This is a genomic window from Luteolibacter sp. Populi, assembly GCF_040801775.1.
Lineage (GTDB): Bacteria > Verrucomicrobiota > Verrucomicrobiia > Verrucomicrobiales > Akkermansiaceae > Haloferula.
Map to the genome: position 1 here is coordinate 2,766,648 of NZ_CP161812.1, position 25,701 is coordinate 2,792,348.

24 protein-coding genes are annotated in these 25,701 nt (G+C 63.1%); 10 read left to right on the forward strand and 14 right to left on the reverse strand.

Translation table 11 applies throughout. From position 1 onward, the window contains the following. Nucleotides 1-45 precede the first annotated feature (45 nt). A complete protein-coding gene (locus ABWK72_RS11030) occupies nucleotides 46-1,734 on the forward strand; it encodes a DUF4407 domain-containing protein (protein ID WP_367874846.1) in 1,689 nt (562 codons plus the stop codon). Nucleotides 1,735-1,962: 228 nt separating this feature from the next. On the opposite strand, the gene ABWK72_RS11035 is transcribed toward ABWK72_RS11030, so the two are convergent. Next, entirely contained in the window at nucleotides 1,963-2,937 is a 975-nt protein-coding gene (locus ABWK72_RS11035; protein WP_367874847.1) for a family 43 glycosylhydrolase, read from the reverse strand. A 119-nt stretch (nucleotides 2,938-3,056) separates the two neighbouring features. On the opposite strand from ABWK72_RS11035, the gene ABWK72_RS11040 reads away from it, so the two are divergent. The 3 genes from ABWK72_RS11040 (at nucleotide 3,057) to ABWK72_RS11050 (ending at nucleotide 6,133) form a co-directional block, all read left to right on the forward strand. Continuing rightward, a complete protein-coding gene (locus ABWK72_RS11040; protein ID WP_367874848.1) occupies nucleotides 3,057-3,818 on the forward strand; it encodes a class I SAM-dependent methyltransferase in 762 nt (253 codons plus the stop codon). A gap of 171 nt (nucleotides 3,819-3,989) precedes the next feature. Then, nucleotides 3,990-5,132, forward strand: a complete 1,143-nt coding sequence (gene eboE / locus ABWK72_RS11045; RefSeq protein ID WP_367874849.1) for a metabolite traffic protein EboE — start codon at nucleotides 3,990-3,992, stop codon at nucleotides 5,130-5,132. A 35-nt stretch (nucleotides 5,133-5,167) separates the two neighbouring features. After that, nucleotides 5,168-6,133, forward strand: a complete 966-nt coding sequence (locus ABWK72_RS11050) for a UbiA family prenyltransferase (RefSeq protein ID WP_367874850.1) — start codon at nucleotides 5,168-5,170, stop codon at nucleotides 6,131-6,133. Nucleotides 6,134-6,295: 162 nt separating this feature from the next. On the opposite strand, the gene ABWK72_RS11055 is transcribed toward ABWK72_RS11050, so the two are convergent. From ABWK72_RS11055 to ABWK72_RS11080, 6 genes are all read right to left on the reverse strand, one after another. Beyond that, complete coding sequence (locus tag ABWK72_RS11055; RefSeq protein ID WP_367874851.1) at nucleotides 6,296-7,204, reverse strand: DUF808 domain-containing protein; 909 nt, start codon at nucleotides 7,202-7,204, stop codon at nucleotides 6,296-6,298. 81 nt (nucleotides 7,205-7,285) lie between these two features. Then, nucleotides 7,286-8,053 carry a TerC family protein gene (locus ABWK72_RS11060; protein ID WP_367874852.1) on the reverse strand — a complete coding sequence of 256 codons (768 nt, stop codon included), beginning with the start codon at nucleotides 8,051-8,053 and terminating at the stop codon, nucleotides 7,286-7,288. Nucleotides 8,054-8,216: 163 nt separating this feature from the next. After that, nucleotides 8,217-8,633, reverse strand: a complete 417-nt coding sequence (locus tag ABWK72_RS11065) for a SufE family protein (protein ID WP_367874853.1) — start codon at nucleotides 8,631-8,633, stop codon at nucleotides 8,217-8,219. A gap of 66 nt (nucleotides 8,634-8,699) precedes the next feature. Beyond that, nucleotides 8,700-10,226, reverse strand: coding sequence for a lysyl oxidase family protein (locus ABWK72_RS11070; RefSeq protein ID WP_367874854.1), 1,527 nt, complete (start codon nucleotides 10,224-10,226; stop codon nucleotides 8,700-8,702). A 61-nt stretch (nucleotides 10,227-10,287) separates the two neighbouring features. Next, on the reverse strand, nucleotides 10,288-11,505 hold the full coding sequence (locus ABWK72_RS11075; protein ID WP_367874855.1) for an aminotransferase class V-fold PLP-dependent enzyme: 1,218 nt from the start codon (nucleotides 11,503-11,505) through the stop codon (nucleotides 10,288-10,290). 50 nt (nucleotides 11,506-11,555) lie between these two features. Further along, nucleotides 11,556-12,320 (reverse strand): hypothetical protein, encoded by a 765-nt coding sequence (locus ABWK72_RS11080; protein ID WP_367874856.1) that lies wholly within the window; start codon nucleotides 12,318-12,320, stop codon nucleotides 11,556-11,558. 331 nt (nucleotides 12,321-12,651) lie between these two features. Between ABWK72_RS11080 and ABWK72_RS11085 the strand changes: the two genes are divergently transcribed. Further along, nucleotides 12,652-14,103, forward strand: a complete 1,452-nt coding sequence (locus tag ABWK72_RS11085) for a DHA2 family efflux MFS transporter permease subunit (RefSeq protein ID WP_367874857.1) — start codon at nucleotides 12,652-12,654, stop codon at nucleotides 14,101-14,103. 200 nt (nucleotides 14,104-14,303) lie between these two features. Here ABWK72_RS11085 and ABWK72_RS11090 read toward each other — a convergent pair whose 3' ends face one another. From ABWK72_RS11090 to rpsN, 5 genes are all read right to left on the reverse strand, one after another. Continuing rightward, on the reverse strand, nucleotides 14,304-14,927 hold the full coding sequence (locus ABWK72_RS11090) for a TVP38/TMEM64 family protein (protein WP_367874858.1): 624 nt from the start codon (nucleotides 14,925-14,927) through the stop codon (nucleotides 14,304-14,306). Between the two features lie 177 nt (nucleotides 14,928-15,104). Continuing rightward, complete coding sequence (locus ABWK72_RS11095; RefSeq protein ID WP_367874859.1) at nucleotides 15,105-16,547, reverse strand: SLC13 family permease; 1,443 nt, start codon at nucleotides 16,545-16,547, stop codon at nucleotides 15,105-15,107. Between the two features lie 713 nt (nucleotides 16,548-17,260). After that, nucleotides 17,261-18,688, reverse strand: a complete 1,428-nt coding sequence (locus ABWK72_RS11100) for a hemolysin family protein (RefSeq protein ID WP_367874860.1) — start codon at nucleotides 18,686-18,688, stop codon at nucleotides 17,261-17,263. A gap of 6 nt (nucleotides 18,689-18,694) precedes the next feature. Further along, complete coding sequence (locus ABWK72_RS11105) at nucleotides 18,695-18,955, reverse strand: FmdB family zinc ribbon protein (RefSeq protein ID WP_367874861.1); 261 nt, start codon at nucleotides 18,953-18,955, stop codon at nucleotides 18,695-18,697. Between the two features lie 62 nt (nucleotides 18,956-19,017). Then, nucleotides 19,018-19,287, reverse strand: coding sequence for a 30S ribosomal protein S14 (gene rpsN / locus ABWK72_RS11110; RefSeq protein WP_367874862.1), 270 nt, complete (start codon nucleotides 19,285-19,287; stop codon nucleotides 19,018-19,020). A 141-nt stretch (nucleotides 19,288-19,428) separates the two neighbouring features. Between rpsN and ABWK72_RS11115 the strand changes: the two genes are divergently transcribed. Both ABWK72_RS11115 and ABWK72_RS11120 read left to right on the forward strand, forming a co-directional pair. After that, nucleotides 19,429-19,647, forward strand: a complete 219-nt coding sequence (locus ABWK72_RS11115; protein ID WP_367874863.1) for an addiction module protein — start codon at nucleotides 19,429-19,431, stop codon at nucleotides 19,645-19,647. 4 nt (nucleotides 19,648-19,651) lie between these two features. After that, on the forward strand, nucleotides 19,652-19,954 hold the full coding sequence (locus ABWK72_RS11120; RefSeq protein WP_367874864.1) for a type II toxin-antitoxin system RelE/ParE family toxin: 303 nt from the start codon (nucleotides 19,652-19,654) through the stop codon (nucleotides 19,952-19,954). A gap of 42 nt (nucleotides 19,955-19,996) precedes the next feature. Here the strand turns inward: ABWK72_RS11120 and ABWK72_RS11125 are convergent, their stop codons facing one another. Further along, complete coding sequence (locus tag ABWK72_RS11125) at nucleotides 19,997-20,944, reverse strand: N-acetylmuramoyl-L-alanine amidase-like domain-containing protein (protein WP_367874865.1); 948 nt, start codon at nucleotides 20,942-20,944, stop codon at nucleotides 19,997-19,999. A 91-nt stretch (nucleotides 20,945-21,035) separates the two neighbouring features. Between ABWK72_RS11125 and ABWK72_RS11130 the strand changes: the two genes are divergently transcribed. The 3 genes from ABWK72_RS11130 (at nucleotide 21,036) to ABWK72_RS11140 (ending at nucleotide 24,112) form a co-directional block, all read left to right on the forward strand. Then, nucleotides 21,036-21,461, forward strand: a complete 426-nt coding sequence (locus ABWK72_RS11130) for a DUF5069 domain-containing protein (RefSeq protein WP_367874866.1) — start codon at nucleotides 21,036-21,038, stop codon at nucleotides 21,459-21,461. A gap of 145 nt (nucleotides 21,462-21,606) precedes the next feature. Continuing rightward, entirely contained in the window at nucleotides 21,607-23,244 is a 1,638-nt protein-coding gene (locus ABWK72_RS11135; RefSeq protein ID WP_367875333.1) for a fumarate hydratase, read from the forward strand. Nucleotides 23,245-23,389: 145 nt separating this feature from the next. After that, nucleotides 23,390-24,112 carry a hypothetical protein gene (locus ABWK72_RS11140; RefSeq protein ID WP_367874867.1) on the forward strand — a complete coding sequence of 241 codons (723 nt, stop codon included), beginning with the start codon at nucleotides 23,390-23,392 and terminating at the stop codon, nucleotides 24,110-24,112. A 456-nt stretch (nucleotides 24,113-24,568) separates the two neighbouring features. Here the strand turns inward: ABWK72_RS11140 and ABWK72_RS11145 are convergent, their stop codons facing one another. Continuing rightward, nucleotides 24,569-25,696, reverse strand: coding sequence for a fibronectin type III domain-containing protein (locus ABWK72_RS11145; protein ID WP_367874868.1), 1,128 nt, complete (start codon nucleotides 25,694-25,696; stop codon nucleotides 24,569-24,571). Nucleotides 25,697-25,701: the final 5 nt, after the last annotated feature.

Below are 25,701 nucleotides of genomic sequence, written 5' to 3' on the forward strand. Positions count from 1 at the left end.
TCGCTTTCCGCGGGAAATCCGCTTTGATCTCAAGGTTTGCCGCCCATGAACAATTCCAATCCCTTCAAGCGCCTCTTCTTCTGGCTCTCCGGTGCCGGCACCGAGACCCTCGAGCAGTGCCCCAATTGGGAGCAGCGCAAATACGTCGCCTTCGGAGCCACCGTCCTGGTCCCCTGCGCCTTCGCCTTCATCGCGTGCTCCTACGCGCTCTCCACCCTCACCGATAACCCGCGCGTCATCTATTCGGTCGCGCTGGTCTGGGCCTTCATCATCCTCACCATCGACCGCGCCCTGCTCGCGGGCTACCGGCCCTTCATGTCCTGGTGGCGGAAGCTTTCCCAGTTCTCCTTGCGTCTCGTCGTTGCCATCCTCATGGGCCTGACCATCGCCCACCCGCTCGTCCTGCTGCTCTTCCGCGACACCATCCAGACCGTCGTCGAGGAAGACCGCTCCCAGGAAATCGCCGTCGAGCGCGACAAGTTCGCCGTCACCAAGGAAGCCGCCCGGGCCGAAATCGCGAAGGTCGATGCCGCCATCGAAGTGCAGCGCGAAAAGCGCAAGGAGACCTTCCAAGCCGAATTCATCATCCAGGATCGTGAGGACGCCCGATCCGCGATTCCCGGTCTGACCGCCGAACAACAGACCGAACTCAAAGCCGCCACCGAAGAGGCCACCAAGCCCTTCCGCGACCGCCTGGAGATCGTCAACAAGCAGTCGGACGAATACTCCCCGCAGTATGCCAAGCTTCAGACCGAACTCGGTTTCTGGCAGGCCGAATTCGAGCGCGAGCTGAATGGCCAGCGCTCCGGGATGCGCGGCGAGGGCCCCCGCGCCCGCTCGATCCGCGCGGACCAGCTTGAACCTCGCCGTCTCGAGTCGCAGCGCATCGGCGGCCTGCTGGAGCACCTCAGCAGCGAGAAGGCCACGCTTCAGACCCAGGCTCGCCAGGCGGAGAAAGGGGCCATCGCCACCTTCGAGACCAAGCTTGCCGAGATCGCCGCAGCGAACAAAGCCGAGGAACAACGGGTCGCCGCGCTCAAGCGCAAGGTCGAGGAAAGCCAGGCCGACTCGTTCACCGAACAGCAGAACGCACTGCGTTCCTCCATCGACCAGCAGAATGACCTGCTCATGAAGGAGCGCGAGACCGCCCTGACCCAGCTTTCCGCCGTGTCTGCCGACGAGACCGCACGCGTCAAGGCCATCCAGGCCGAGCCGCGCAAGGACATCCTCACCCAGACCCTCGCCCTTCACGGCCTCTTCAAAGCCGGCAGCGAGGGGGGCCAATTCGCCTTCGGCACCTACCTCGTCCTGACCCTGCTCTTCATGCTGGTGGACACCATTCCGCTGATCGTGAAGTTCTTCACCAAGCCGGGCCCCTACGACACCCTGCTCGACCGCGACGAGATCACCTACGATGCCGAGCACAAGGCCTTCCGCACCAGCCACCAGCGCTACATGGAAAAGGTCGCCGCCGGCAACCTCTTCGCCGTCACCCGGAACAAGCGCCTGGAGAACGCCCTCGTCGATGGCGTCGAACACTCCCGCGCCGCGCAGGAGTTTCTCGATTCGCTGATCCAGATGGAAAAATCCTTCGCCGAGAAAATCCGGATCGAGCAAGAGGAAGCCCACCACGCCGGCCCCGAAAAACTCGCCGCGCTCGAAGCAATCAAGAAGCGTTTCTACGAAGACATGCAGCACCGCATGGAAGTCTTCTTCTCCGCCCAATCAGCCTAATCGTCCCTTACCGCGACAGCGGGCGCCTGCCTCGCCAAGGAGGGGCGCGTCTCGCGCCCCTTTCTACATCAGCTGCCTTCTCCTGTCCCCCGGCCCCGGCTTGCGTCGTTACCGTTCTCCGTCCCAACGGGACGACTCATAATAGCCCGGCACGCAGTGCCGGGAAAATGCCACCACAGCATCGCGTCCTGTAAGGACGCCTCATGCGGGTGTATCTCCTCCGCACCATCACTTCCCCGGATCTCCGGAAGGCATCGCCAATTCCGCATCCAATCCCAACGGCACCACCTTCTTCGGAAATCCCTCCGCATTCCACTCCAGCTTCTGCACCCGGGTGCTTCTCCCCTTGTAGGTGTATTCCTTCGAGATCTTCCCGTGATAGGCGATCCAGTCCTCCGTCCCATCCGGCGACCTGAAAAAGCTGTGATGGCCTGGCCCGAAGACATTCGCGACATCGTTGCGCTCCAGCAGCGGATTCTCTTCCTGCGTCCATGAAGCCGGCTTCAGCGGGTCCTTGCCTTCCGGCATCCACAGGTAGCCGACCTTGTAGTCCGGCTTGCCCGTATCGCAGGCGGAGTAGGTCAGGAACAGCCGCTCACGGTGCTTCAGCACGTACGGTCCTTCCCGTACTTCCTCACATCCGAAGCCGGAAGCCGGGATCAGCACCCGCTCGCCTTCCAGCGTGAAGGGATCCTTCATTCGCGAGATGAACAAACGGTGACCGGAGTGACCGGCCCACATGAAATAGTATTTCCCGGCATTCTCGAAGACCGTCCCGTCAATCGCGTAGAACTCATCCTTGGGATCGGTCTTGATCTGCTTCGCCTCGCCATAGGGACCCAGGATGCTCTTGGTCTTGCTCTCCGCCACGAACATCCGGTGCCGCACGTCTTCGCCATCCGTCTTGGTAAAATAGCAGTACCAACGCGGCCCGAGTTTCCCGGGCAACTGGTGAAACTCCGCCGCCCACACTCCCTTGCCCTTCTCCCATACCGTCACCGGTTTCGCATCCTTCAGCCCCGCGATCGACTTCGCGCTCCACAGCTTCACCCGATCGCCCTGCGTCGTGCTCAGGTGATACTGCCCCTCGGCATATCCCATCCACGGATCGGCGGAGGGATTGATTGGATTCCGGAATTTCCCCTGGGCTGCAGCCAGCAGCGGCGATAGCAGGCAAGCGCAGCAAGCGAGGGCTCGTTTCATTCCCTATCCTACGTCCGGACTTTGCAGGTAATCTCTCGCCCACCGTGTCAGCAACGGGCGGACGCCAAGGCCTCGAATAAGGGCTCGCCGCCACTGCCCTCGCCCGCAAATCTACCCGCGTGAGCGCCTACACTTCCCTCGAAGCCCTGCTGCACGACGCCTTCTGGGCCGAGGAAGGCGAGGCCGCCGAGCTACCCCTCCTCGAGCGCCTTCTCCGCGACCATCCCGGCCCCTCCTTGGAAGTCGGCTGCGGTTCGGGCCGGCTCCTCTTGCCGCTGCTAGTCAAAGGCCATCAGGTCGAAGGCCTCGAACTCTCATCCGAAATGCTCACCCTCTGCCGCCAGGCCGCGGAGGACCTCGACCTCGATCCCGTCCTCCACGAGGGTGACATGACCACCTTCGATTCCGGCACGCGCTACGCCTCCTTGCTGCTGCCCGCCTTCACCCTCCAACTCGCCTCCGATCCCGCGGCCGCATTGAAGCATTTCCACAAGCTGCTCGCGCCCGGAGGCGTCATTTACCTCAGCGTCTTCATCCCCCTTGCCGAGCTGAACAAGGAACTCCCGGAAGGCGAGTGGTACGAGGACCACCGTATCTCATGGACGGAAGGCCGCAGCGCCACCATCGAGACCCGCCACCTCCTCCACCGCAAGGAGCGGATCCTCCAGCGCGAGCACCGCTACCGCATCCTGCAGGCGGATGGCAGCATCGGGGTCGAGCACCTCTCCCATCAGACCCTCCGCTGGTTCACCGCCCGCCAGCTCCGCGGCCTTCTCGCCAAAACCGGCTTCCAACCCCTCCACGCCATCGCCGACTTCGATCCCGACCTCCCCGTCGACGAGGAAGCCCAGATCATCACCGTGGTGGCCCAGGCAGAGTAATGACGAATTCCGAATTCCCGAATGCCGAATGGCGTGTGGAAAAGAAGCCAAGCTGACGCCCGATTCTTCCCCTCCCTCCCAAACACACTTCATTCGTCATTCGGGAATTCGGAATTCGTCATTCTGCCTCCCACCCTTGCGCCCTCCCTCAAATCCCTCAATCCTCCCTCCATGCGCTTCGCCCACGGCCACCTCGCCTACTGCACGAATATCCACCCCGCGGAGGATTGGAGCAGCACCTTCCAGGCAATCTCCACCCACGCCATGAAGGTCCGCGAATTGGTCGCGTCCGATGAATCCTTCGCCATCGGCCTGCGCCTCTCCGCCACCGCCGCCTCCGAACTCCTCCGCGGCGAAACCCTGCCCGAGTTCCGGGACTGGCTCGCCGCCAAAAACGCCTACGTTTTCACCATCAACGGCTTCCCCTACGGCGATTTCCGCGCCGGCTCCACCGTGAAGCGCAATGTCTTCCGCCCCGATTGGACCGACCCCGCCCGCCTCGAATACACCAAGGAACTCTTCACCATCATCTCCGAACTCGTCCCGGAAGGCATCGAAGGCTCCGTCTCGACCCTCCCCGGCTCCTTCAAGGAATTCGAGGCCGACGAATCCCTGATCCACCACCAGCTCATCGAGCTCGCCGCCTTCGTTGACGCCCTCAGCGAAGTCTCCAACCGCGACCTCCACCTCGGCATGGAACCCGAGCCCCTCGGCCACTTCGAAAACACCGTCGAAACCCTGCGCTTCTTCGACCGCCTGCTCGATGCCTCCCCCGACCACGAGCAGATCAAGCGCCGCATCGGCATCAACTACGATTGCTGCCACTTCGCCCTCCAGTATGAGGACACCAAGCAGTCCCTAACCGCCCTCCGTGGCGAAGCCCTGCGCATCTCGAAGATCCACCTCTCCGCCGCCCTCGCCCTCGACCCGGGCATTCCCGAAGCCGTCGAAGCCGTCGCCAGATTCCAAGAGCCGACCTTCCTCCACCAGGTCCTCGCCCGCCACCCGGACGGTCGCATCGAGCGCTTCACCGATCTACCCGAAGGCCTCGCCTCCCTCGACACCGCGGATGGCAAGGACGCCGAGCAGTGGCGCGTCCACTTCCACATCCCCCTCGACGCCGAGCCCGCCGAACCGCTGAAGAGCACCCGCCAACATTCGCGCGATGCCCTGCGCCTCGCAACGGAACTCCCCGGCCTCTGCCAGCACTGGGAAATCGAAACCTACACCTGGGGCGTCCTGCCCGGAGCCATGCAGCGCCCGGTCGAAGAACAGATCGCCGCCGAATACCGCTGGGTCCTCGCCGGATCATGAGCCACCCCGGAAAAGTCCGCGCCCTGTTAGCCACGTTGCGCATCGCCAATGCGCCCAGCGTGGTCAGCAATGTGTTCCTGGGCTTCATGATCGGCTGGCTCGTAAGGTTCCATTGGATGGGAGCGGATCTTTTCGATTTCGCTTGGCCTCAAGCCTTGCTCGCCTGCTGCGGCGGAGTGCTTCTCTATTTTTCGGGGAACTTGGCCAACGACTGGTTCGACCGGAATTGGGATGCCGAAAAGCGCCCGGAGAGAGCACTACCTTCGGGGATGTTCCGGCCTTCGTCGTATCTGGTTTTCTCCCTGCTTTTGGCCTCCTTGGCGGTCTTGTCAGGATTCATGCTGAGCGTCCTGAGCGGCTGCACGGCGCTCGCTATCTGCCTGCTCATCGCCATCTACACTTTCTACCATAAACGGGCGATCTGGGCGGTGGTGCCGATGGGCCTCTGCCGGGCTGGCCTCTATTTCTTTGGCTTCTTCGCCCAATGGATGACGCCGGCCGAAATTGAAGCCTTGGAGATGTTCCACATCGGGCCTTCCTCCTATCTTCGGACTCTTGTGCTTCCTTCAATTCTCGCGGTGGGACTATTCAGCTACATTGCGGGGCTCTCGCTATCGGCACGCTACGAAGGAATGGACGATCCACCGCAAGGCCCGAAAGTCATTTCCCTGGCGATGCTGATTCTGCCTATCGCGGCCATGTCTTGCATGATCATGGATTGGGATCCGGCACTCGGGGTTCTTGGCATGATCCCCTTTGCATTTTGGCTGGGACTTTGTCTGACGCGCTTCAGGAAGCCCATCCCGCGCTACGTCTCCGCTTTGTTGGCGGGAATTCCCTTGGTCGATCTCATCGCGTCGCTGCCCATGGCCTTGGGTACGGATAAAGAACTCATCGAGCAAAATCTCGCTGATCTCCCGCACCTTCTGGCCATGCTCGTGATCCCCGCCGCCGCTTTCATCCTCGGCCGAGCCCTCCAAAAGCTAGCCCCCGCCACTTGAGGCTCCGGAAAGGTGGTCCGCACAACCGGAGGCGCAGCCGGAGATAGCCCCGCACTTTGATTTCAGATCCGGGGCAATCCCCTGTGCGGTCGAAGCAGTTCTGACGGCAGACTCCACCCGAGGCCTCGGGAGAAGCATGCAACAAGGGACTATTCCACCTTTTCAATGCGCCGTCTTCCCGCGCAGCTTCCCGATCACCGTCATCACCCCCAGCACCACGGCTCCGGAGATCACGCCGAACACCGCATTGACCAACGGAGGAATCACGGCAGCGCCAACTCCTCCCATCGTCTCCGCCGTGTGCTCCATCCAATGATGCACGACTGGAATCCCGTGTGTGAGAATCTGTCCACCCACCAGGAACATCGCCACGGTGCCCAGCACCGAAAGCGACTTCATCAGAAAAGGCGCGAACCACAAAATCGCCCGGCCGACCGCTTGCGCTGCGGCCGTCACCCGCTGGCTCAGATAGAGACCCAGATCGTCGAGCTTCACAATACCCGCGACCAAGCCATACACGCCCACCGTCATGAGCACGGCGATGGCCGAAAGGGTCATGGCCTGCATCGCCAGGGTCTGCTTCTCCACGACTCCGAGGCTGATGACGATGATCTCTGCCGAGAGCACGAAGTCGGTGCGGATCGCTCCCTTGATCTTGGCCTTTTCATCGGGCTCGTCGTTCGCCGGCTCCAGAAGCTCCTGCGCGGCCTCTTCGGTAGTCTTGCGGTGGCGGTGCAGGAAATGATGCACCAGCTTCTCCACCCCCTCATAGCAGAGATACAGTCCGCCGATCATCAGCAGCACGGTGGTCACCCACGGCGGAGTCAGGGCACTGATCGCCAGCGCCGCCGGCACCAGGATCAGCTTGTTGACGAAGGATCCCTTCGCCACCGCCCACACCACCGGCAGTTCCCGGTTGGAGACCACCCCGCTGACCTGTTGGGCATTCAGCGCCAGGTCATCTCCCAGCACCCCCGCCGTCTTTGAGGCGGCCTTCTTGGTCATTACCGCCACATCGTCCAGCAGCGACGCGATATCATCCAACAGCGTGAACAGACTTCCTCCGGCCATGGCGGATCATGCCCAGCAACCCGCGGCCCGCGGCAAGGGCAAACGGTCATGGAATTCTTAGCCGATTTCCCAATTGCCCGCTCACACCGCGGGCGTCGCCTTCGTCCGCAGCTTCAGATTCAGCATCTCCACCCCCAGTGAGAACGCCATTGCGAAGTAGATATAGCCCTTCGGAATATGGAAGTGCAGCCCCTCTGCCATCAGCGCGGTGCCGATCAGGATCAGGAAGGAAAGCGCCAGCATCTTAACCGAAGGATGCTTCGAAACGAAGTCGCTGATGGCACCCGAGGAGACCATCATCACACCCACCGAAATGATCACGGCCAGCGCCATCACCGTCAGATCTTTGGCCATCCCAACGGCAGTGATCACCGAGTCCAGCGAGAAGATGATGTCGATCATCGCGATCTGAACCAGCACCGCACCGAAGCTGGCCACCGCTTTTGCCGTATGGCTCTCTTCCTCGCCTTCGAGCTTGTGATGGATCTCCTTCGTGGACTTCCAGATAAGGAAGAAGCCGCCGATGAGGAGGATGAGGTCCTTCAACGAAATGCCGAGCATGCCGCCGGAGGTGACGAGTGCGGCCGCCACCTTGCTATCCTCCGGTTTCCCGTACAGCGTCTCCTGGATGGCGGGGTGAATCGGAATCCCGAAAATCGGGGCGATCAGCCCCATTATCCAGGTGAGCGTGAAAAGCAGCAGGAGCCGCATGACCATCGCCAGGCCCAGACCGATAAAGCGCGCCTTCTTCCGCTGATCCAGCGGCAGGCGATCCACCAGAATGGAAATAAAGACAATGTTGTCGATGCCCAGGACGATCTCCAGGATCGTCAGCGTCAGCAGCGCCACCCAGGCATCCGTGCTCGCATACCATGGGCCCGAAATCTCGGGGACACTCGCGGCGAGCAGTTGCGCGCCGGTGGCGAAGGAGGAGATCCATTCAAGCATGACGCGCGGGAGATAGGCGCTTCAAGCCCAGCATGCAAGCTCTCGAAAGAGCTTTCCCGGCAAATCACCCCGCGCTGTATTCCAGCGCCCGCTGCTTCATCTGCGTCGCCATCAGGTTCAGCGCATTCGCCCGCGTCGGGGCCAAGTGCTCCTTGAGCCCCGTCTTGTCGATGAACGACAGATCCGCCGACAGGATCTCGTCGGGGGTCCCGCCATCCAGCACCCGCACGAAAAGCGCGATCATCCCCTTCGTGATCACCGAGTCCGAATCGGCCAGGTAACGCACCTTCCCGTCGTCCTTGCTCGCATCGAGCCAGACTTGCGATTGGCAGCCCTTGATCAGCTTGTCCACCGTCTTCAATTCCTCCGGCATCGCGGGCAGCTTCCTACCCAGCCCGATCACGTATTCATAACGCTCCTGCCAATCGGGAAAGAACGACAGTTCCTCCAAAATCTCCTGCTGCTTCTCGGCAATGCTCATCCGCGCCCCCAAGGAAGTCCCGGACCCGCCCGATTGCACGCGGAAAGTAACGGCGAAGACCGCTCTTCACCCCTCCGGAATCGTCACCGGAATCCGCACCACGTTGTTCTCGTAGTTCGACTCCGTCAAAATCCCGTCCGGATTCACCGTCAGCTCGAGCTGGTAGTCCCCCGCTGGCAGGTCGCCGATCTCGATCCACTGGCCCGGCAGGCCGCTGTCATAGACATCGCCCCAGCCCGCCTGGATCCCCTGCGAGCCGCAGTTGTATTTCTTGACCGTCTTCGCCCCGCGCTCCCAGCGGATGTTGTCCAGCAGGCAGAAGCTCACCTTGCGGCTGACCTTCAGCTCGTTGCCTTCCAGATCGAGGAGTCGCGACCCCGCGAAGCCCTTGAAGTGGTAGTGCCCGTGACACGCGTGGTATTCGAAAAACGGATTATCCTCCGGTGCCGGCATCACCATGTCCAGAGACCCGACATTCCGCACCTCCGTCGTGTAGCGCAGCAAGCGCCGCTGCCCGGCACCGATCAATTCCTCCTGCACCTCGCACGAAATCGGATCGAATTCCTCCACGCTCACATAGGGCCGCAGCGCTTCTGCCCACGGCATCAGGTCCGGCCCGTCGCCCGCCACCGAAGCCATCAGCGCACGCCCCGAAAACGGACCCGTCGCATCCAGCGCGATGTAATAATCACCCGCCTGCGTCTCCGCGATCACCACCCGGTTCGCTCCGCGCAGCGTCGCCTCGCCCTTCACCTTTTTCCCGGTCGGCGGCGCTTCTCCGAATAAAACCGCCAGCGCCGACTTCCCCTTGCCGCCCTCCGTCTGGATCGCCAGCCGCTCGCCCGCCGCCACCGTCACCCGGAACAGATGCCGCCCGCCCTTCGCGGAGGCCAGATGCGAGATCGTCTTCGTGCTCACCAGATCGATCACATCGCCCGGCGGCCGGATCTGATAGGAGGCCTCGCCCACCGGCCCCTCGCTGCCAGCCGCCGTGTAAGACCGCGCCTTCAAGGTCGTGTCCTCCGTCAAAATCACGCTCGCCGGAATCGTCGTCGACTCGTCATCCGGATCGTTCCCGTCGGTCGTGAAGCGCGTCACGCTCTTCTTCACCTTCGGCTTGATCCTCGCGCTCACACTCGCCGGATAAATCCCCGGCGGCGGATCGAAAATCGGCTGCAGCAGCGCCCCCTTCATCACCGGAGCCTGCACCAGCAGTCGCAATCCCAGATACCCGCCGTCCGCCTGCAAGCCGACAAACCAGGTCCCCGCCTCCGGCTCCGGAATCCGGATCTGCTGCCGCGTCCCCGGATACTTCGACGAATAATCCGTCTGCGCCCCGTTATAAGTCGGGTGCGCACCCTTCCGCACGAAGACGTCCACATTCCCGGCGCCACCGCTCGTCGTCACCAGCAGCCGCTGCGCCTGCGGCGGCACTTCCACCCGGTAGACCACGAAGGCATGCGGATCGGAGGAGATCAGCCCGCCCGTCGCCACCCCCGCCTGCACGACTTTCGGAAATGGCGTCACCTCGAAGTGCGCCCCCACGGGCAACACGGCGAGCAGGCCAAGCATCAGGGCAAATGCTGTCTTCATTGCCGCCGACTCTGCCGCATCCGCCGCAAAGAGAAAGCCGAACTTCAAGGGAAAATCACCCTCACCGAAGCATCGACAGCGCCTTGTCCACCGCCGTCGCCAGCGCGTCCACCTCCGCATCCGTATTGTAGATGGCAAAGGAAGCCCGCGTCGTCCCCGTGATCCCGAAGCGCGCCATCAGCGGCTGGCAGCAATGGTGCCCGGTCCGCACCGCCACCCCCATCTGGTCGATCAGCGTGCCCAGATCGTAATGGTGTACCCCCTCGATCCCGAAGGACAGCGCCCCCGCCCGGTCCGCCGGCCCGTAAAGCTTCACCCCCGCAATTCCCGCCAAGCTCTCCGCCGCCCGCCGTACCAGCGCTCCATCGTGCGCCTCGATCTCCGCCAGCCCGACCCCTTCCATGAAATCGAAGGCCGCCGCCAAGGCGATCGCTCCCTCAATGTTCGGAGTCCCCGCCTCATACTTGAAGGGCAGGTCGTTGTAAGTCGTCTTCGCGAAGGTCACCTCCTTGATCATCTCCCCCCCTCGCCACGGCGGCAGGGCGTCCAAAATCTCCTTCTTCCCCCACAGCACCCCGATCCCCGTCGGCGCGTAGGCCTTGTGCCCGGACAGCACCACGAAATCCGCCCCCAGCGCCTGCACGTCGATCGCCAGATGCGGAACCGCCTGCGCCGCATCGATCAGCACCAGCGCCCCCGCCGCCTTCGCCGCCGCGGTCATCTCCTGCACCGGATTCACCGTGCCGAAGGCATTCGAAATCCACGTGAAAGCCACCACCCGCGTCCGGTCCGTCAGCAGCGCCCGGTAGGCCTCCTGGTCCAGCGTCCCGTCCTCATGGCAAGGAATCACCTTCAGCATCGCCCCGCGCCGCTCGCACAACATCTGCCACGGCACGATGTTCGAGTGGTGCTCCAGCGTCGAAATCAGGATCTCGTCCCCCGGCGCGATCCGCTCGGAGAACCCCAGCACGCTCGCCACCAGGTTAATCCCGTCCGTCGTTCCCGACGTGAAAATCACCTCCTCGGCCGCCGCCGCATTCAGATGCTTCGCGATCGTCTCCCGCGCCGCCTCGTGCGCCTGCGTCGCCAGCCGCGCCAGATGGTGCGTCCCGCGGTGGATGTTCGCATTGATCTCCTCGTAGTAGCGCCGGGAAGCATCCAGCACCGCCCGCGGCTTCTGCGAGGTCGCCGCATTGTCCAGATACACCAAGGCACGACCGTTTACCGACTGTTCCAGAATCGGGAACTCGGCGCGGATCGCGGAGGAATCGATGGCCATGTGAGGGCTAGGGAAGCGCGGATAATCCGCGATGCACGCGAAATGTCCGCTCAGGGCTGCGGCGGCAAGTGCTCGGAGCAGTATTCCTTGCCATCCGGCATCACGAAAAACTCCAGATCCGCCGGGTCCCGCTCCGTCCGGCCGCACACCTCGCACACATGGAAGGGCACGCCTTCCGGCCCCTTCGCCACCGTGAAATCCCGCCGCCGCACCGCCGCCGTCACCAGCGTCTTCCGGCCGCTTACGATATTCGGCAGCACCCACAGCAAGTAAGGCAGCATCGCCGGCACCACCAGCCACAGTAAGGAAGGGATCGCCACGGCGTTAATCGCCAGCAAGACCGCCGCGAGGATCGCGAGAAAGCGCACCTGCACCGGAATCAGGAAAAATAGCATGAACTCCACCTTCGGAAACAAGGTGGCAAAGGCGAAAAACAGCGAGGTATAGAGCAGGCTCCCGCCCCCCTTTGCCCCCGGGGCCACGGCGAACTGACAAACCGTCATCCCGACAATTGCCACCACGATATACAGCGTCGTCCGCGTCGGCCCCCAGGCATGCTCGATCGAATCGCTGATCAGGAACGAAATCATTACCGCGAAAAAGAGGAACAGCACCCCCACCGGCGAGAACGACTGCATCCCCATCGGGGCAAACACGAAGGTGAAAATTCGCCAGATCTCCTTGTGTTCAATGATCCGCGCCCGGTCAAATTCCAGGATCTGGCCGATCTGGGGATTCGCCCACTGGCAGGCATACGCAATGACTCCCAGGAAGGTCAGATACTTGAACAACCCCGGGAAGGAGAGCCACTCCATCCGCTTCTCAAATGCATCAAGCCATCGCACGCCGGGAGAGAAACCCGGCATCCCACCCCTGACAAGGCCCAAGGGCCATCCCGCTCCCCCAATACAAACTGCGCCCCGCTTTCCAAGCGCCGGAGCCCCTTGGCCCGGGCCGCCTTTCCTCCCACTGATCACTGCTCACCGATCACTCGGCACTCTGCCTTTCCCTCCGCGCCTCCGCGGTTACTCTTCTGCCTTTCACTTCGATGTTCGATGTTGGGCGTTCGATGTTCGATGTTTTCTCCCGCCTCCCCCCCCGATTGATATTTGGAAGATCGCCGATTGATGATTTCTTCCCCCCAGCATGAGCGAGCCGCCCCCGATCGACCCCGCTCTCGAGAAAACCCGCCGCTACCTCCCCTGGGTCGTCGCCGTCGCCCTTTTCATGCAGCAATTGGACGGCACCATCGTGAATACCGCCGTCCCCACCATGGCGGCCTCCCTCGGCGTCGCCTCGCTGGCCCTGAAGTCCGTCCTCACCAGCTACGCCATCGCCATCGCCGTCCTCATTCCCCTCAGCGGCTGGCTGGCGGATAAATTCGGCACCCGCCGCGTCTTCGGCTTCGCCGTCGCCATCTTCACCCTCGGCTCATTGGCCTGCGGACTCTCGATGAACCTGCCCATGCTCGTCGCCTCGCGCGTCCTGCAGGGCATCGGTGCCGCCTTCATGATGCCCGTCGGCCGCATCGCCCTGCTCCGCACCTTCCCGAAGTCCGGCATCCTCCGCGCGATGAATTTCGTCATCATCCCCGCCCTCCTCGGACCGCTGCTGGGCCCCCTCACCGGCGGCCTCATCGTCCACTGGCTCCCTTGGCGCGTCATCTTCCTGATCAATATCCCCATCGGCATCCTCGGCCTCTGGCTGGTGAAACGTTACATGCCCGACCACCGCGGCACCGATGCCGATCCCCTCGATACCAAGGGCTTCCTGCTCTTCGGCAGCGGCATCGCCCTCCTCTCCTGGGTCTTGGAAATCTTCGGCGAGCACCGCCTGAATCCCGGCCCCGTCATAGCCCTCGCCACCCTCTCCCTGGTCCTCATCGCCGCCTACTTCCGCCACGCCCTGCGCACCCCGAATCCCCTGCTCCCGGTCGACCTCTTCAAGGTCCGCACCTTTCGCGTCTCCGTCGCCGGCGGCTTCCTCACCCGCCTCGGCATCAGCGGCATGCCCTTCCTCCTGCCCCTGCTCTATCAGCTCGGCATGGGCTTCACCCCTTGGCAGGCCGGCCTCCTCGTCATGCCCCAGGCCCTCGCCGCCATCGGCATGAAGCTCCTCGTCCAGCGCATCATGGGCCGCTTCGGCCACAAGCGGGTCCTCGTCTGCAATACCGTCATGATCGGCCTGATGATCGCCGCCTTCTCACAGGTCGGCCCCGGTACCCCGGTCGCCGTGATCCTCCTCTTCAGCGTCCTTCAAGGCAGCGTCTCCGCCCTCCAGTTCACCGCCATGAACTCGCTGGCCTACGCCGATACCAGCGATGCCCAGGCCAGCGACGCCAGCACCGTTGCCAGCACCGGCCAGCAGCTCGCGATCAGCTTCGGCATCGCCTTCGCCTCCCTCATTACCGCCTGGTTCCTCGGCGGCATCGACCGCGCCGATCCCGCCCAGCTCATTCCCGCCCTTCACAAGGCCTACCTCTTGTTAGGCGCCGTCACCGTCGCCAGCTCCGCCATGTTCCTCACCCTGCGCCGCGAGGACGGCGCCAACGTCAGCGGCCACGGCCAGCCCCCCGAAGCCGAAGCTGAGCCCGCCTAGGCCATCAACCACCGAACGGTCCCTCCAAGGTCCGCCACCAAGGGTACGTAGTCCCGCCTTCAGGCGGACTCACCGTTAGCCGCACCGGTAGGACAGGTGGCCCGGGTTCCGCCGTGGCCGTCCATCCCCCACTCCCCGGCACAGCCGCACTCCGATTGATGATTGGAAGATTGATGATTGATGATTTCTCCCCCTCCCCGTCACAAGGCCTTCACCTTCCCCCCCACCCACCACAGCACCGCCGGCACCCCGACGCTCAAAGCCATCGCCCACCCCGGCGCATCCCTCCCCACCGCCCCGATCCACGCAAAGATCACCCCCACCGGCACACTCCCGCACGCCAGCGCCCCCACGAACCTCCCGAATGGCATTCGTACTAGACCCGCCGTACATGACAGCGCCTCCGGCAAAATCGGCACCGCCCGCGAGAGCGCGATCATCCAGCCGCCCCCGCGCGTGAAGAGCAGCTTCCCCCTCTCGAAATCCCTCTCCCCCAGGATCTTCCTCGCCGCCCCTTCCCCGATCAACCGGCCCACCCCGTACCCGCACAGCCCCGCCACCATCGACCCCGCCGCCGCGATCACCCCGCCCCACCAGAAGCCATAGATCCACCCCAGCGCCGACATCACCACCGTCCCCGGCACCGGCAGCACCAGATCCGCTGCCAGCAGCCCGATCCCCGCCGCCCATGCCCACGGCCCCGCACCCTCCATCCACGCCACCGCACCCGCCAGCGTGAAACGCTGCTCCCATGCCCCGCCCCAGATCAGCCACACGGCCAGCACCACCAGGGACAAGCCAATGAACCAAGCAATCAATCTCATGGCACCTTGTTGCTCAAATTCTAGAATTCACCGGCCACTTCTTCGTCCCAAAGGGACGGCTTATAATAGCCCGGCACGCAGTGCCGGGTAAAGCCGCAGTGACCATCGCGTCCTGTAGGGACGCCTCATGCAGGGAAAATGCTGCTCTTGGAAAAGTCATCTCGATTCCTGAAATTGTTAGAAGACCCACCACGCCAACAAGGTCACCGCCACCAAACAAAAGAAATCGAGCAGCACCCCCGCCTTCATCATCTCCCGCTGCGGGATCATCCCCGTGGCGAAGACGATCGCATTCGGCGGCGTCGCCACCGGCAGCATGAAGCCGCAGGAAGACGCGATCGCAATCGGAATCACCAGCTTGGCCGGTGCCACTCCCAGCTCCTTCGCGATCGAATAGAAGATCGGCACCATCAGCAACGCCGTCGCCGTATTGCTCGAAAACTCGCCTAACAGGATCACGAACAGCAGCGAGACCCCGATCACCAGGATCAACGGCCAGCCGTGCACCAGCGTCACGATCTCCCGTGCCATGAACGCGCTGGCCCCCGTCTTGTCCAGCACGCTGCTCAGCGCCAGACCGCCGCCGAAGAGCAGCAGCACGCCCCACTCCGTGCCCCGCTCGATATCCTTCCACCCGGCCGCCTTCGAGATCACCAGCGCCATCACCGCCAGCAAGGCCACCACCGTGTCGGTATTGCTCTTGACCCCGATCTGCTTGCCGAGGATCTCGCCGAAGATCCACAGCAGCGCCGCCACGCCGAAGATCACCAGCGTCGCGATCCGCCGCCCGTGCCACTCGAAGCGCTTGGCCTCCGGCAGCGGGAACCTCATCGCCGTCGGCCGGCAACTCAATCTCAGCGCCAGCACCATCAGCGGTAGCAGCACCAGCACCGCCGGCACGCCGTAGCGCAGCCACTCGACAAATCCTATCCCCAGTTGCACCGCCGCCACTCCGTTCGGCGGCGTGCCGACCACCGTTCCCAAGCCTCCGATGCTCGAGGCATAGGCCGTCCCTAACAGCAGGTACATCGCATTCCGCGAACTGCCCTCGCCCGGCGGCAATTCCCGCAGGATCCCGAGCACCAGCGGGATCATCAGCGCCGTCGTTGCCGTGTTGCTCATCCACATCGAGAGGAAGGCCGTCGCGCAGAAGATCAGCCACGAGACCCGCAGGAACTTCCCCTTCCCCGCCACCATGATCCGGTCCGCGATCCAGCGGTCCAGCCCCTGCACCGCCATCGCCGAAGCCAGCGCGAAGCCTCCGAAAAACAGGAAGATCAGCGGATCGCCGAACCCTGCCAGCGCCGCCTTCATGTCCATCACCCCGGTCAGCGTCGCTAGGATCGGCACCAGCAGCGCCGTCGCCGCCAGCGGCAGCGCCTCGCACATCCATAGCATCCCGATGCACAGGAAGATCCCCAGCCCCAGCCGGATTTTCGCAGGATCCAACCCCGCCGCCGCCGGCTGCGAGGCATCGATCGGCAGCAATCCCGACAACGGGATCAGCGCCAGACTCACCAGCAGCAGCCAAGTCTCCCGCCGGGCAAAAGGATGGCGCGGATCGGACGGCGGACCCGCATTCTCAGACACATCGCCCATCGTGCCCACCTTTCTGGACACCGCCCCTTCACCACGCAAGCCCAGAGCGGTCCAACAACGCCCGCCACCAAGGGTAAGTAGTCCCGCCTTCAGGCGGACGAAGCCATCTCACAACTCCGATTCCACCACCTCGTCTTCCCCATCCAACAGCCGATCTAGCACCCCAATCACCCAATCACCCAATCACCCAATCACCTAAACCTGAATTCCGAAATGAGAACCACGGAATACACGGAACACACGGAAAGCAAAAGAGTTGAGCTGTTGATGCCGCACACCCAAAGGATGCGTTCCAACTCCCACGCAAGCGGTTCATCTTCCGTGTATTCCGTGTGTTCCGTGGTTTTCTATTTTCCCGTTTAGGCTAAATAGTCCTTAACACGACACCCCCGCCAATCCCCGCTTCCATATCCCCGGTTCACCAAACGCAGGCAGCAATGCCAGCCACCGCGAACGAACCTTTCCAGCAGATAATTCCCGGGGCGCAGGCACGGTTCGCCGTGCGGAGGAGCTGCGCCCCGGGTTTCTCCCGTACGGAAGGCAGGGACCCGCTCTCCGAGCGGTCCGGCTGGGGGCGTGCCCCTCAACCCCATCGCACCTGACTACCGATAGCTTCCTACATCAGCCGGCCCTTTCCGCCTCCCCCACGCGCCAGCGCCCTCCTCTTCGCGCAGCGCCACTTCGATTGATGATTGGAAGATTGGTGATTAGTGATTTCCCCTGAAGGGGGACCACTACGCCTCCAACTCCTCCACCGCATCCCCAGCCACCCCCGCCGGCTCCAGCCGTCGGAAATGCACCTGCCCCACCCGGCGGCCATCCGTGCTGGTGACCTTCGCCTCCCAGCCGTTGATCTCCATGCTCTCGCCGCTCTCCGGGAAGCGCCCGAGCTGCTGCGTGATGTAGCCACCCACGGTGGTCACCTCGCCGCTCTCGATCTCCAGCTCCTCGTCCATGCTCGCCAAGTCGTTGAGGGTCATCGCCCCTTCGACCACGAACTCATTCTCGTTGATCCAGTTCGATTCCGGACGCTCGTTGTCGAATTCGTCCTGAATATCGCCCACCAGTTCCTCGATCACGTTGTCCAAAAAGACCAGACCGACCGGTGTGCCGAACTCATCCACCGCCATCGCCAGGTGCGCCCGTTCCTTCAGGAAGAACTTCAGCAGCATGTCCAGCGGCATGGTGTCCGGCACCATCTTCAGCTCGCGCTTGATCCGCATCAGATCGGGATCCGGCGAGCCGATCAGCTTGAGGATGTCCTTGATGTGGATCAGCCCGATCGCGTTGTCGAGGTGGCCGTCCTTCACCAGCGGGAAGCGCGTGTGCTTGCTGCGCCGCGCCACCTCCAGGGCCTGCTCGAAAGGCTCGTCCGTGTTCAGCACGATCACGTCCTGCCGCGGCGTCATCACATCCCGCACCCAGAGTTCGTTCAGCTCCAGCGCATTGATCAGTATCTCGCGCTCGGTCTCGGTCACCTTCTGGCCGCGCTCGCTCTCCGCCACCAGCAGCGCCAGCTCATCGGAAGAGTGGATGTGCTCCCCCTCCGCCACCGGATCGATGTTGAGCACCTTCTTCAGGATCCAGTTGGCCGTGTTGTTGAGGATCCGGATGGCAATCTGAAAGGTCTTGTAAAAAACGTGCAGGGGCCCCGCCAACAGCAGCGTCGTCGCCGCGGCCTTGCGGATCGCGATCGACTTCGGGATCAGTTCGCCGATGACCACGTGCAGGAAGGTGAACGAAGCGATCGCCAGCAGGAATGAAACCGCGGAGATCGGCTTGAGAACCTTGCCCCAGACCTCCACCTCCACCGGCATGCCGAGTTTGTAGAGCGCTGGCGAAACCAGCGCTTCCACGAAAGGCTCGCCTAGGAAACCCAGGGCCAGCGACGCGATCGTGATCCCGAGTTGGTTGGCCGAAAGGTAGCCGTCCAGATGGTTGACCACATGCAGCGCCGTCTTGGTCCGGGCCGGCCGGTCCTTCGCGGTCGCTTCGAGCTGGCTCGGCCGGACCTTCACGATCGCGAACTCCGAAGCCACGAAAAAAGCGTTCAGGAACAGGAAGAAAACGATGCCGAAAATGTACAGCATCGTCTCTCCCGGAGTGGGCCATTCAGTACGAAGCTCCGCCGCAAGCAACAAGGTGTCGGGAAGAAAGTTCATCCCGGCTCAGAGTTTCTCGTAAACGCCCTGATCCCGCTTTTGCAGGATCGTGAAGCCCGCGGACTTCGCATCGCTCACCGAGAGTGGCTTGGCGATCCGCGGGGTATTCACCTTCGAAATCACCTTGCGCACCGAATGGCGGCAAAGCGGGCACTGCTCAAGCGCAGGCCGGTCGATTGGACGTCGCAATTCGAACCCCTTGCGGCAAACGCGGCAAGATCGCTCCGGATCTTCAGGATTCTCGGAAAGATATTCGTAGATAGGCATCGATAGGACGGAAGGTCGAGCGGTTACCGCCTCCCGTCAACCGTAGCGGACGGCGTGCCGTTTTACCAGCTCGACTTCGTCACGCCCGGGATCATTCCGTTCGAGGCAAGCTCGCGGAAACTGATACGGGACAGACGGAACCGGCGGAGGAAAGCACGTCGGCGGCCGGAGTAAAGGCAGCGATTCACCAAGCGCGTCGGGCTGGCGTCACGGGGCAACATCGTCAGGCCGATGTAGTCTTTTTCCGCCTTCAGCTTGTGGCGGAGGTCAGAGAATTTTGCGACGGTACGCTTCTTGCGTTCGTTGCGGGCGATCCAGCTCGTTTTGGCCATAATTCGGGGGGCGGTGAATACCCGATGGGCGGCCCCGTGCAAGGGCAAAGTTACGATTTTTGCCCGAATTCATCCGGAGGAAGGACCGCAAACCGGAGGAAAGCACTGGCACGGTGCCTCTGTTTCCCCTATGCTCCGGGTGTGCCCGTCTCGGAAAAAGTGCAGCGCCTGGCCGAAAGCTACTCCGCCCTGAGCAGCTCGGAACGGCTGGAATTTGTCAGCTTGGTGGTTCCTCCCGATGACCACGAGGTAAGCAGCGAATGGAATGAGGAACTCCTCCGCCGGACTCGGGAAATCGATGAGGGGAAAGTCCAACTCATCGACGGCGACGATTTCCTGAGCCGTCTCCGGGCAATCTGAGGCGATGCTGCGTCTCCGCTTACACCCGGAAGCGGAAGCCGAAGCTTTCGACGCAGCCACCTGCATCAAAGCCGATGACTTCCAGCAAGGCGTGCTGTTTGTTCAGGCCTTGGAAGACGCCTTGGTCTGGGCAAGAACCCAGCCCCTGATCTTCCGATGCTTCGACGGCAAATTCCGGAAGGCCAGGTTGGGAAAATTCCGATACTCCCTCGTCTTCCGGCTTCGCGACCAAGAGATTCAAGTGATCGCCGTGATGCACATGAGCCGCAAACCTGGCTATTGGAAAAACCGTCGGCAGAGCTTTTGACGGCAAGCTAAGCGATGCGAGCGTTCATCAACGCAAAGCGTCTCACCGCGTCGCCATCGGCGTCTGCCAGAACTTCGAGGGCGGCAGGTCCTTCGGGCGGACCACCACGATCCCGGCGTGCTTCGAGCCTTGGTAGAGGTAGTCGGTGATCGGGCGGTCGATGATCGTCATCCGGCCCTTGTCGCGGTCGGAAGTGGCGTGGGTGAAGACGGCCCGGCCGTTGATCTTGGTGATCAGGCCGACGTGCGAGGTGTAGCTGCCGTTGTCATTGCAGGTGATCGCGCAGATATCGCCGTCCTGCAGGTAGCCCTCGATCCCGCGGACCCGGCTCTTCGGGATGTGGAAGACCGGCAGGCGGGAGACCTGGGCCTCGATCCGACCCATCTGCGGTAGCAGGCCCGGGTTGTTGCGCAGGTAGCGGTAGGCCTTCCACTGCACGGTCATCTCACGGATCTGGCGGCTCAGGCGCTGCGCCCCGGGGATCCGCGGGGTGATGTTGGTGGCGAGGCCGCGGCGCTCGTTGTTGGCGAAGACTTCTTCCAAATGGTGCATGCGGCTCAGGTAGCCGCCGGTGCAGCGGCCGTCCCGGTAGCGCTCGAGTTCCACCATGTGCAGCAGGTCCTGCGGGGCGTAGGGCGCCGGCTTGTAGCGCAGCATCCGGGCGAAACCCAAGGCGTTCTCGTAGTAGGTCCAGCAGTCCATGCCGTTCAGGTTCACCACCGGGTTCTCGACCCGGTTGTCCACCTCCAGCGAGTAGTTCACATACGGCGTGCCGACCATCGCGCGGGCGGCGCGGATGGTGCGGGCCCCGAGCGGGAGCTGCCGCCAGTTCTCTTTCTCCGCCTGGATGACCAGCGCGCGGAACTTCGCGTCACCCTTGAAGACCGTCGACAGCGGCAGCCGCAGCGGACAGGGCGGGGTGACGGTGTGCTGCGCGGCAGCCGGCAGGACCGCCAGGGCAAGCGCAACCAAGGGCAGGGCGAATCGCATCCGCCCATCATACCGATTTATTCGGAAAAGCAAAGCAGCAATCCTGCGCAGATGCTTGAATAAACGGGCCGCCCTCCCCCACCCTGCCGCCATGAACGACGCCTACGAAACCCCGCGCAGCCCGCGCGACGAGATCGGGTCCATCCCCTACTTCCCGCGCCTCTGCCACAAGGTCCGGCTGATGGCCGCGGGCAAGCTCCACCCGCAGTACCAGGCCAACCTCGGTGGCGCGTGTGACCTTTGGACCTGCCAGTTCCTTGGGGTGGACTACGCCGCCCTGGCCGACCAAGTGCGCGCCGGCCTCAGCGACACCGATGCCCTCGCCTGGGCCCGGGAGCACGGCGTGACCCGCGCGGACTGCGAGACCGCCTGGTGGCAGTCCTTCATCCGGACCCGTGGCTTCCGCGACGACCTGGCGGAGCGGCTGGTCCAGCGCAAGGCAGAGTCGGGCCTGGCGGACCGGGACGACGTCCTCACCTTCTTCGACTACATGGACGCTGACGAAGGTAGAATGTGATTCCTTAAAGAAGTACCCTTAGGAGGGATAACCTTTGCGTGCCGTTTGGGGCTACGGGTGGCGTGCCGTTCGGGGCACCACCCCCGTGCCGTTCCGGGGCACGGGTCCCTTCCCGGGGCTGGACGCCGCCGGGGGGCTGCCTAGAATCCCCGGCATGCCCGATTTCGTTTACCAGGATCCCTTCCCGCTCGGTCCCGATGAGACCGAGTATGAATGCCTCAGCACCGGGCACGTCTCGGTCTCGGAGTTCGAGGGCAAGCCGATCCTGAAGGTGGCGCCGGAAGCCCTGGCGCTGCTGGCGAACGAGGCGATGAAGGCGATCAACTTCACCCTGCGCCCGAGCCACCTCGCGCAGGTGGCGGCGATCCTGGACGACCCGGAGGCCACGGAAAACGACCGGATGGTCGCGCTGATGCTGCTCAAGAACGCGGAGATCGCGGCCAAGGGCATCCTGCCCGCCTGCCAGGACACCGGCACCGCGACCGTGATGGGGAAGAAGGGCCAGCAGGTCTGGACCGGCTGCGACGATGCGGAGTGGCTTTCCCAGGGCATCCACAAGACCTACCAGGAGGAGAACCTGCGCTACTCCCAGACCGCGCCCCTCACGATGTATGAGGAGGCGAACACCAAGACCAACCTCCCGGCGCAGATCGACCTCTACGCGACCGAGGGCGAGGCCTACAAATTCCTCTTCGTCAGCAAGGGTGGCGGCTCGGCGAACAAGACCTTCCTCTATCAGGAGACGAAGGCGCTTCTGAACCCGAAGCGGCTCAAGGAATTCTGCGTCGAGAAGATGCGCTCCCTCGGCACCGCGGCCTGCCCGCCCTACCACCTCGCGATCGTGATCGGCGGGACCTCCGCGGAGACCTGCCTGAAGACGGTGAAGATGGCCTCCACGCGCTACTACGATGCGCTGCCGACCAGCGGTAACGAGCATGGCCGGGCTTTCCGCGATGTGGAGCTGGAGAAGGAGCTGCTGGTGCTGGCGCAGCAGATCGGGATCGGCGCGCAGTTCGGCGGGAAGTATTTTGCTTTGGACGTGCGGGTGGTGCGCCTGCCGCGCCACGGGGCTTCCTGTCCGGTGGGGATCGGGGTGTCGTGTTCGGCGGACCGGCAGGCGAAGGCGAAGATCACGAAGGACGGGATCTTCCTGGAGAAGCTGGAGAAGGACCCGGGCCGCTTCATCCCAGAGAAGTATCGCGACTGGAAGTTCAAGGGCGTGGAGATCGACCTCGACCTGGGGATGGAGAAGACGCTCGCGACGCTCGGCAAGTATCCGGTGACCACCGCGGTTTCGCTGAGCGGCACGATCATCGTCGCGCGGGACATCGCGCATGCGAAGCTCAAGGAGCGGCTGGATGAGACCGGCGAGCTGCCGGATTATTTCAAGGACTACCCGGTGTATTACGCCGGTCCGGCGAAGACTCCGGCGGGCTATCCCTCCGGGTCCTTCGGGCCGACCACGGCGGGGCGGATGGATTCGTATGTGGACCTTTTCCAGAGCCATGGGGCCTCGCGGGTGATGCTGGCCAAGGGCAACCGCTCGCAGGCCGTGACGGATGCCTGCAAGGCACACGGCGGCTTCTATCTCGGCTCGGCGGGAGGCCCGGCGGCCTTGCTGGCGAAGGAGCACATCAAGAGCCAGGAGGTGGTGGAGTATCCCGAGCTGGGGATGGAGGCGGTGTGGAAGATCCGCGTGGAGAATTTTCCGGCCTTCATCCTGGTGGACAACAAGGGGAACGACTTCTTCAAGAAGATCAACGAGTGTCCGGTGTGCGTGTGATGGGGATAGCTCTGCGTCCCGAAGGGATCGGGGCGCGGGACGCCCTCTCCTTGGGCTACGCGATTGCGTGGGTTGGGAATGCTTGAAATTAAGGAGGCCTCAGGCATTATCGGCGGCGCTGTTTCTACCCCCAATCCCCCTGCCGATGAAATTTCCCCTGCTTACTGCGGCCTTGATGCTGCTTGCCCCAATGTCCGCTTTGGCGGCTGCTCCTGCTCCTTCCCCGGTTGGCACCTGGGAGGTCAATCTGGCCGGTGCCGATCAAGGCATCGCCTATGTGACGTTTGAAGAGGATCAGGATTTCACGGCCTATGGCGTGAGCGCGAAGTCCTTCGGGGTGTTCTCGATTTCGGGGACTTGGGAGATGGATGAGAAGGGCCGGCTGAGCGCGGTCTATGAGGAGTGGATCAATGGCGAGGATGTGACCGGCACGATCAGCGGCAAGGTCACGGCGAAGGCGATCTCCGGGAAGATCAGCGCGAGCAATGGCAATTTCAGCTTCAAGGGCATGCGCGAGAAGGTCACCCAGGATCTGAGCGGCGTGTGGAACGGCACGGTGGCAGTGGGCAAGAAGACCCGGCTGGCAGAGGTCTATCAGATTTCAGGCAGCGAGCTGCCGCACATTTATGAGGTGACCGGTGTTGGCGTTTCGCCGACGGGCGGCGAGTTCCAGATCGCCGGTGTCGCGATCGCGGGCTCGAAGGGCAAGGTGCGGATCTTCGTGCAGAGCGAGTATCCTTGGACGGAGACGCCGGGTCTGGCGCATCTTTTCGGCACGGTGAACGTGGCGAAGAAGAAGGGGGCTCTGAAGGGCTTTGAGAGTGGGCAGGTGGTGAAGGTGGGGTTGAAAAGGCAGAGTGCCGAGTGATCGGTGATCAGTGGTGGGAAGGGCGGGACCCTTGGAATCACTGGCCTACGTGCGCCCCCTTCAGGGCGCGTTGCCGGGTCGGACAATCCGGGGCTGCGCGGTGCTTGCCCCGGGCTATCGACGTTTGCCCTTTCAGGGCATTTGAATGGGATCCACGCGAAATGTGGAAAGCGAGTAGAGCCTGCCGCATGCCACGGCAGAGCCTGCTGCAGGAGCGAAGCGATGGGGTATTCCTAGCCGCGGACGAAAGGTGGTGTCCGCATCTCAGGTGCTTCACGGCAGCGAGCTGCCTGCCGAAGGCTGCGGCGAGCCGCAGCAGTCCAAGGCGGCTGCGCCGCGATCGTTGCCACGCACTTACGAAAACGGGCTCGCCGGCGGTTTGCCAGCGAGCCCTTGAAAGTTGAAGCGGCGGCGGGATGCCGCCTTATCGGATCGGGGCAGACGCCCCATCCATGGTTAGGGTGTAGCTGGTTCCTCCTCTTCTTCCTGCCCTTCGAGGTCGGGATCGACGTAGTTGCGGATCTTGAGTTCGTCGGGGGTGAGGCCATCAGTGTCCTCCTTGTTGAGCTTGTCGAAGGACTTCTGGATCTTGATCGGATTGGTGCGGGCGGGGCGCATCTTGGCGTATTCTTCGACGTCGAGTTCACCGTCGGGAATGTCGCCCTCTTCGAGCAGAGAATGGTCCGCGAGGTAAAATTGGCGGGCCTTGGACGGTGCGCGGAACTTCTTCCCGGCGAAGCCCTTGGCGTATTCGGCGAGGTTGACGGTCGGAGTTTCGTCCGTGTTCAAGGAATCGAAGCGGTTCTTGACGATGACCCATGCGAGACGGCCGCCGTGACCGGCCATGTACTCGCCGAAGGTCAACTGGCCGTCGGCATTGATATCGATCTGGCGGAAGCGCCGGCCCCAGATGGCGGTCTTGCCGGATCCGTCGCCGAAGGTGGTGACGGAGAGGGGCAGGGATTCCTCGCTCTCCTCGCCAGTCGCGGAGACGGAGATGAGCGTGTAGGTATAGGTGGTGTTGAGGGTCAGGCCGGTGTCGTTGTAGGTGGTACCTTCTTCGATCTCGAATTCCTCGAGATCATCTTCGAACTCGCGGAGCAGGATGTAGCTTGCAGCACCCTCGACCGGGTTCCAAGTGAGCCTGATGCTGGTCGGAGAAATGTCCGAGGCGCGCAGGCCCGAGGGGCGATCGGGGCTGTCGACGGGCGTCACGGTTGCCGGGTCCGTGGGGGGGCCTTCCAAGGTGGCCGTTTCAACAGTTCCGATGTACGCCGTGACGGTGTAGATGTAGCTGTTTCCCGCTACCAGCACTGCGGAACTGTCGGTGAAGGTCGTGGCGTTAGCTCCTAGCTGATTGAAGGACGTAATCCGTTCCGGGGTTCCGGACGGAGCGAGAACCCGGTACACGTAATATCCATTGGGAGCCGGATCCTCAGTCGTGACCGCCGGGGCGGTCCACTTCAGGACGACGGACTTCGCCGAGCCTGCCACGGCGCTGAAATTGGTAGGTTTGCCCGGATTTTCTTGGGCGAAGCCCGGAGCGGCGGAAAAGAGAAGGAAGAGTAGTGCGAACAGGCGCATGGGAT

What these genes read in the sequence shown, in the direction of transcription:
- ABWK72_RS11030 (WP_367874846.1), top strand. Translation starts at nt 46, where the DNA reads ATGAACAATTCCAATCCCTTCAAGCGCCTCTTCTTCTGGCTCTCCGGT.
- ABWK72_RS11035 (WP_367874847.1), bottom strand. Translation starts at nt 2,937, where the DNA reads ATGAAACGAGCCCTCGCTTGCTGCGCTTGCCTGCTATCGCCGCTGCTG.
- eboE (WP_367874849.1), top strand. Translation starts at nt 3,990, where the DNA reads ATGCGCTTCGCCCACGGCCACCTCGCCTACTGCACGAATATCCACCCC.
- ABWK72_RS11055 (WP_367874851.1), bottom strand. Translation starts at nt 7,204, where the DNA reads ATGGCCGGAGGAAGTCTGTTCACGCTGTTGGATGATATCGCGTCGCTG.
- ABWK72_RS11065 (WP_367874853.1), bottom strand. Translation starts at nt 8,633, where the DNA reads ATGAGCATTGCCGAGAAGCAGCAGGAGATTTTGGAGGAACTGTCGTTC.
- ABWK72_RS11070 (WP_367874854.1), bottom strand. Translation starts at nt 10,226, where the DNA reads ATGAAGACAGCATTTGCCCTGATGCTTGGCCTGCTCGCCGTGTTGCCC.
- ABWK72_RS11075 (WP_367874855.1), bottom strand. Translation starts at nt 11,505, where the DNA reads ATGGCCATCGATTCCTCCGCGATCCGCGCCGAGTTCCCGATTCTGGAA.
- ABWK72_RS11080 (WP_367874856.1), bottom strand. Translation starts at nt 12,320, where the DNA reads ATGGAGTGGCTCTCCTTCCCGGGGTTGTTCAAGTATCTGACCTTCCTG.
- ABWK72_RS11085 (WP_367874857.1), top strand. Translation starts at nt 12,652, where the DNA reads ATGAGCGAGCCGCCCCCGATCGACCCCGCTCTCGAGAAAACCCGCCGC.
- ABWK72_RS11090 (WP_367874858.1), bottom strand. Translation starts at nt 14,927, where the DNA reads ATGAGATTGATTGCTTGGTTCATTGGCTTGTCCCTGGTGGTGCTGGCC.
- ABWK72_RS11100 (WP_367874860.1), bottom strand. Translation starts at nt 18,688, where the DNA reads ATGAACTTTCTTCCCGACACCTTGTTGCTTGCGGCGGAGCTTCGTACT.
- ABWK72_RS11105 (WP_367874861.1), bottom strand. Translation starts at nt 18,955, where the DNA reads ATGCCTATCTACGAATATCTTTCCGAGAATCCTGAAGATCCGGAGCGA.
- rpsN (WP_367874862.1), bottom strand. Translation starts at nt 19,287, where the DNA reads ATGGCCAAAACGAGCTGGATCGCCCGCAACGAACGCAAGAAGCGTACC.
- ABWK72_RS11120 (WP_367874864.1), top strand. Translation starts at nt 19,652, where the DNA reads ATGCTGCGTCTCCGCTTACACCCGGAAGCGGAAGCCGAAGCTTTCGAC.
- ABWK72_RS11125 (WP_367874865.1), bottom strand. Translation starts at nt 20,944, where the DNA reads ATGCGATTCGCCCTGCCCTTGGTTGCGCTTGCCCTGGCGGTCCTGCCG.
- ABWK72_RS11130 (WP_367874866.1), top strand. Translation starts at nt 21,036, where the DNA reads ATGAACGACGCCTACGAAACCCCGCGCAGCCCGCGCGACGAGATCGGG.
- ABWK72_RS11140 (WP_367874867.1), top strand. Translation starts at nt 23,390, where the DNA reads ATGAAATTTCCCCTGCTTACTGCGGCCTTGATGCTGCTTGCCCCAATG.
- ABWK72_RS11145 (WP_367874868.1), bottom strand. Translation starts at nt 25,696, where the DNA reads ATGCGCCTGTTCGCACTACTCTTCCTTCTCTTTTCCGCCGCTCCGGGC.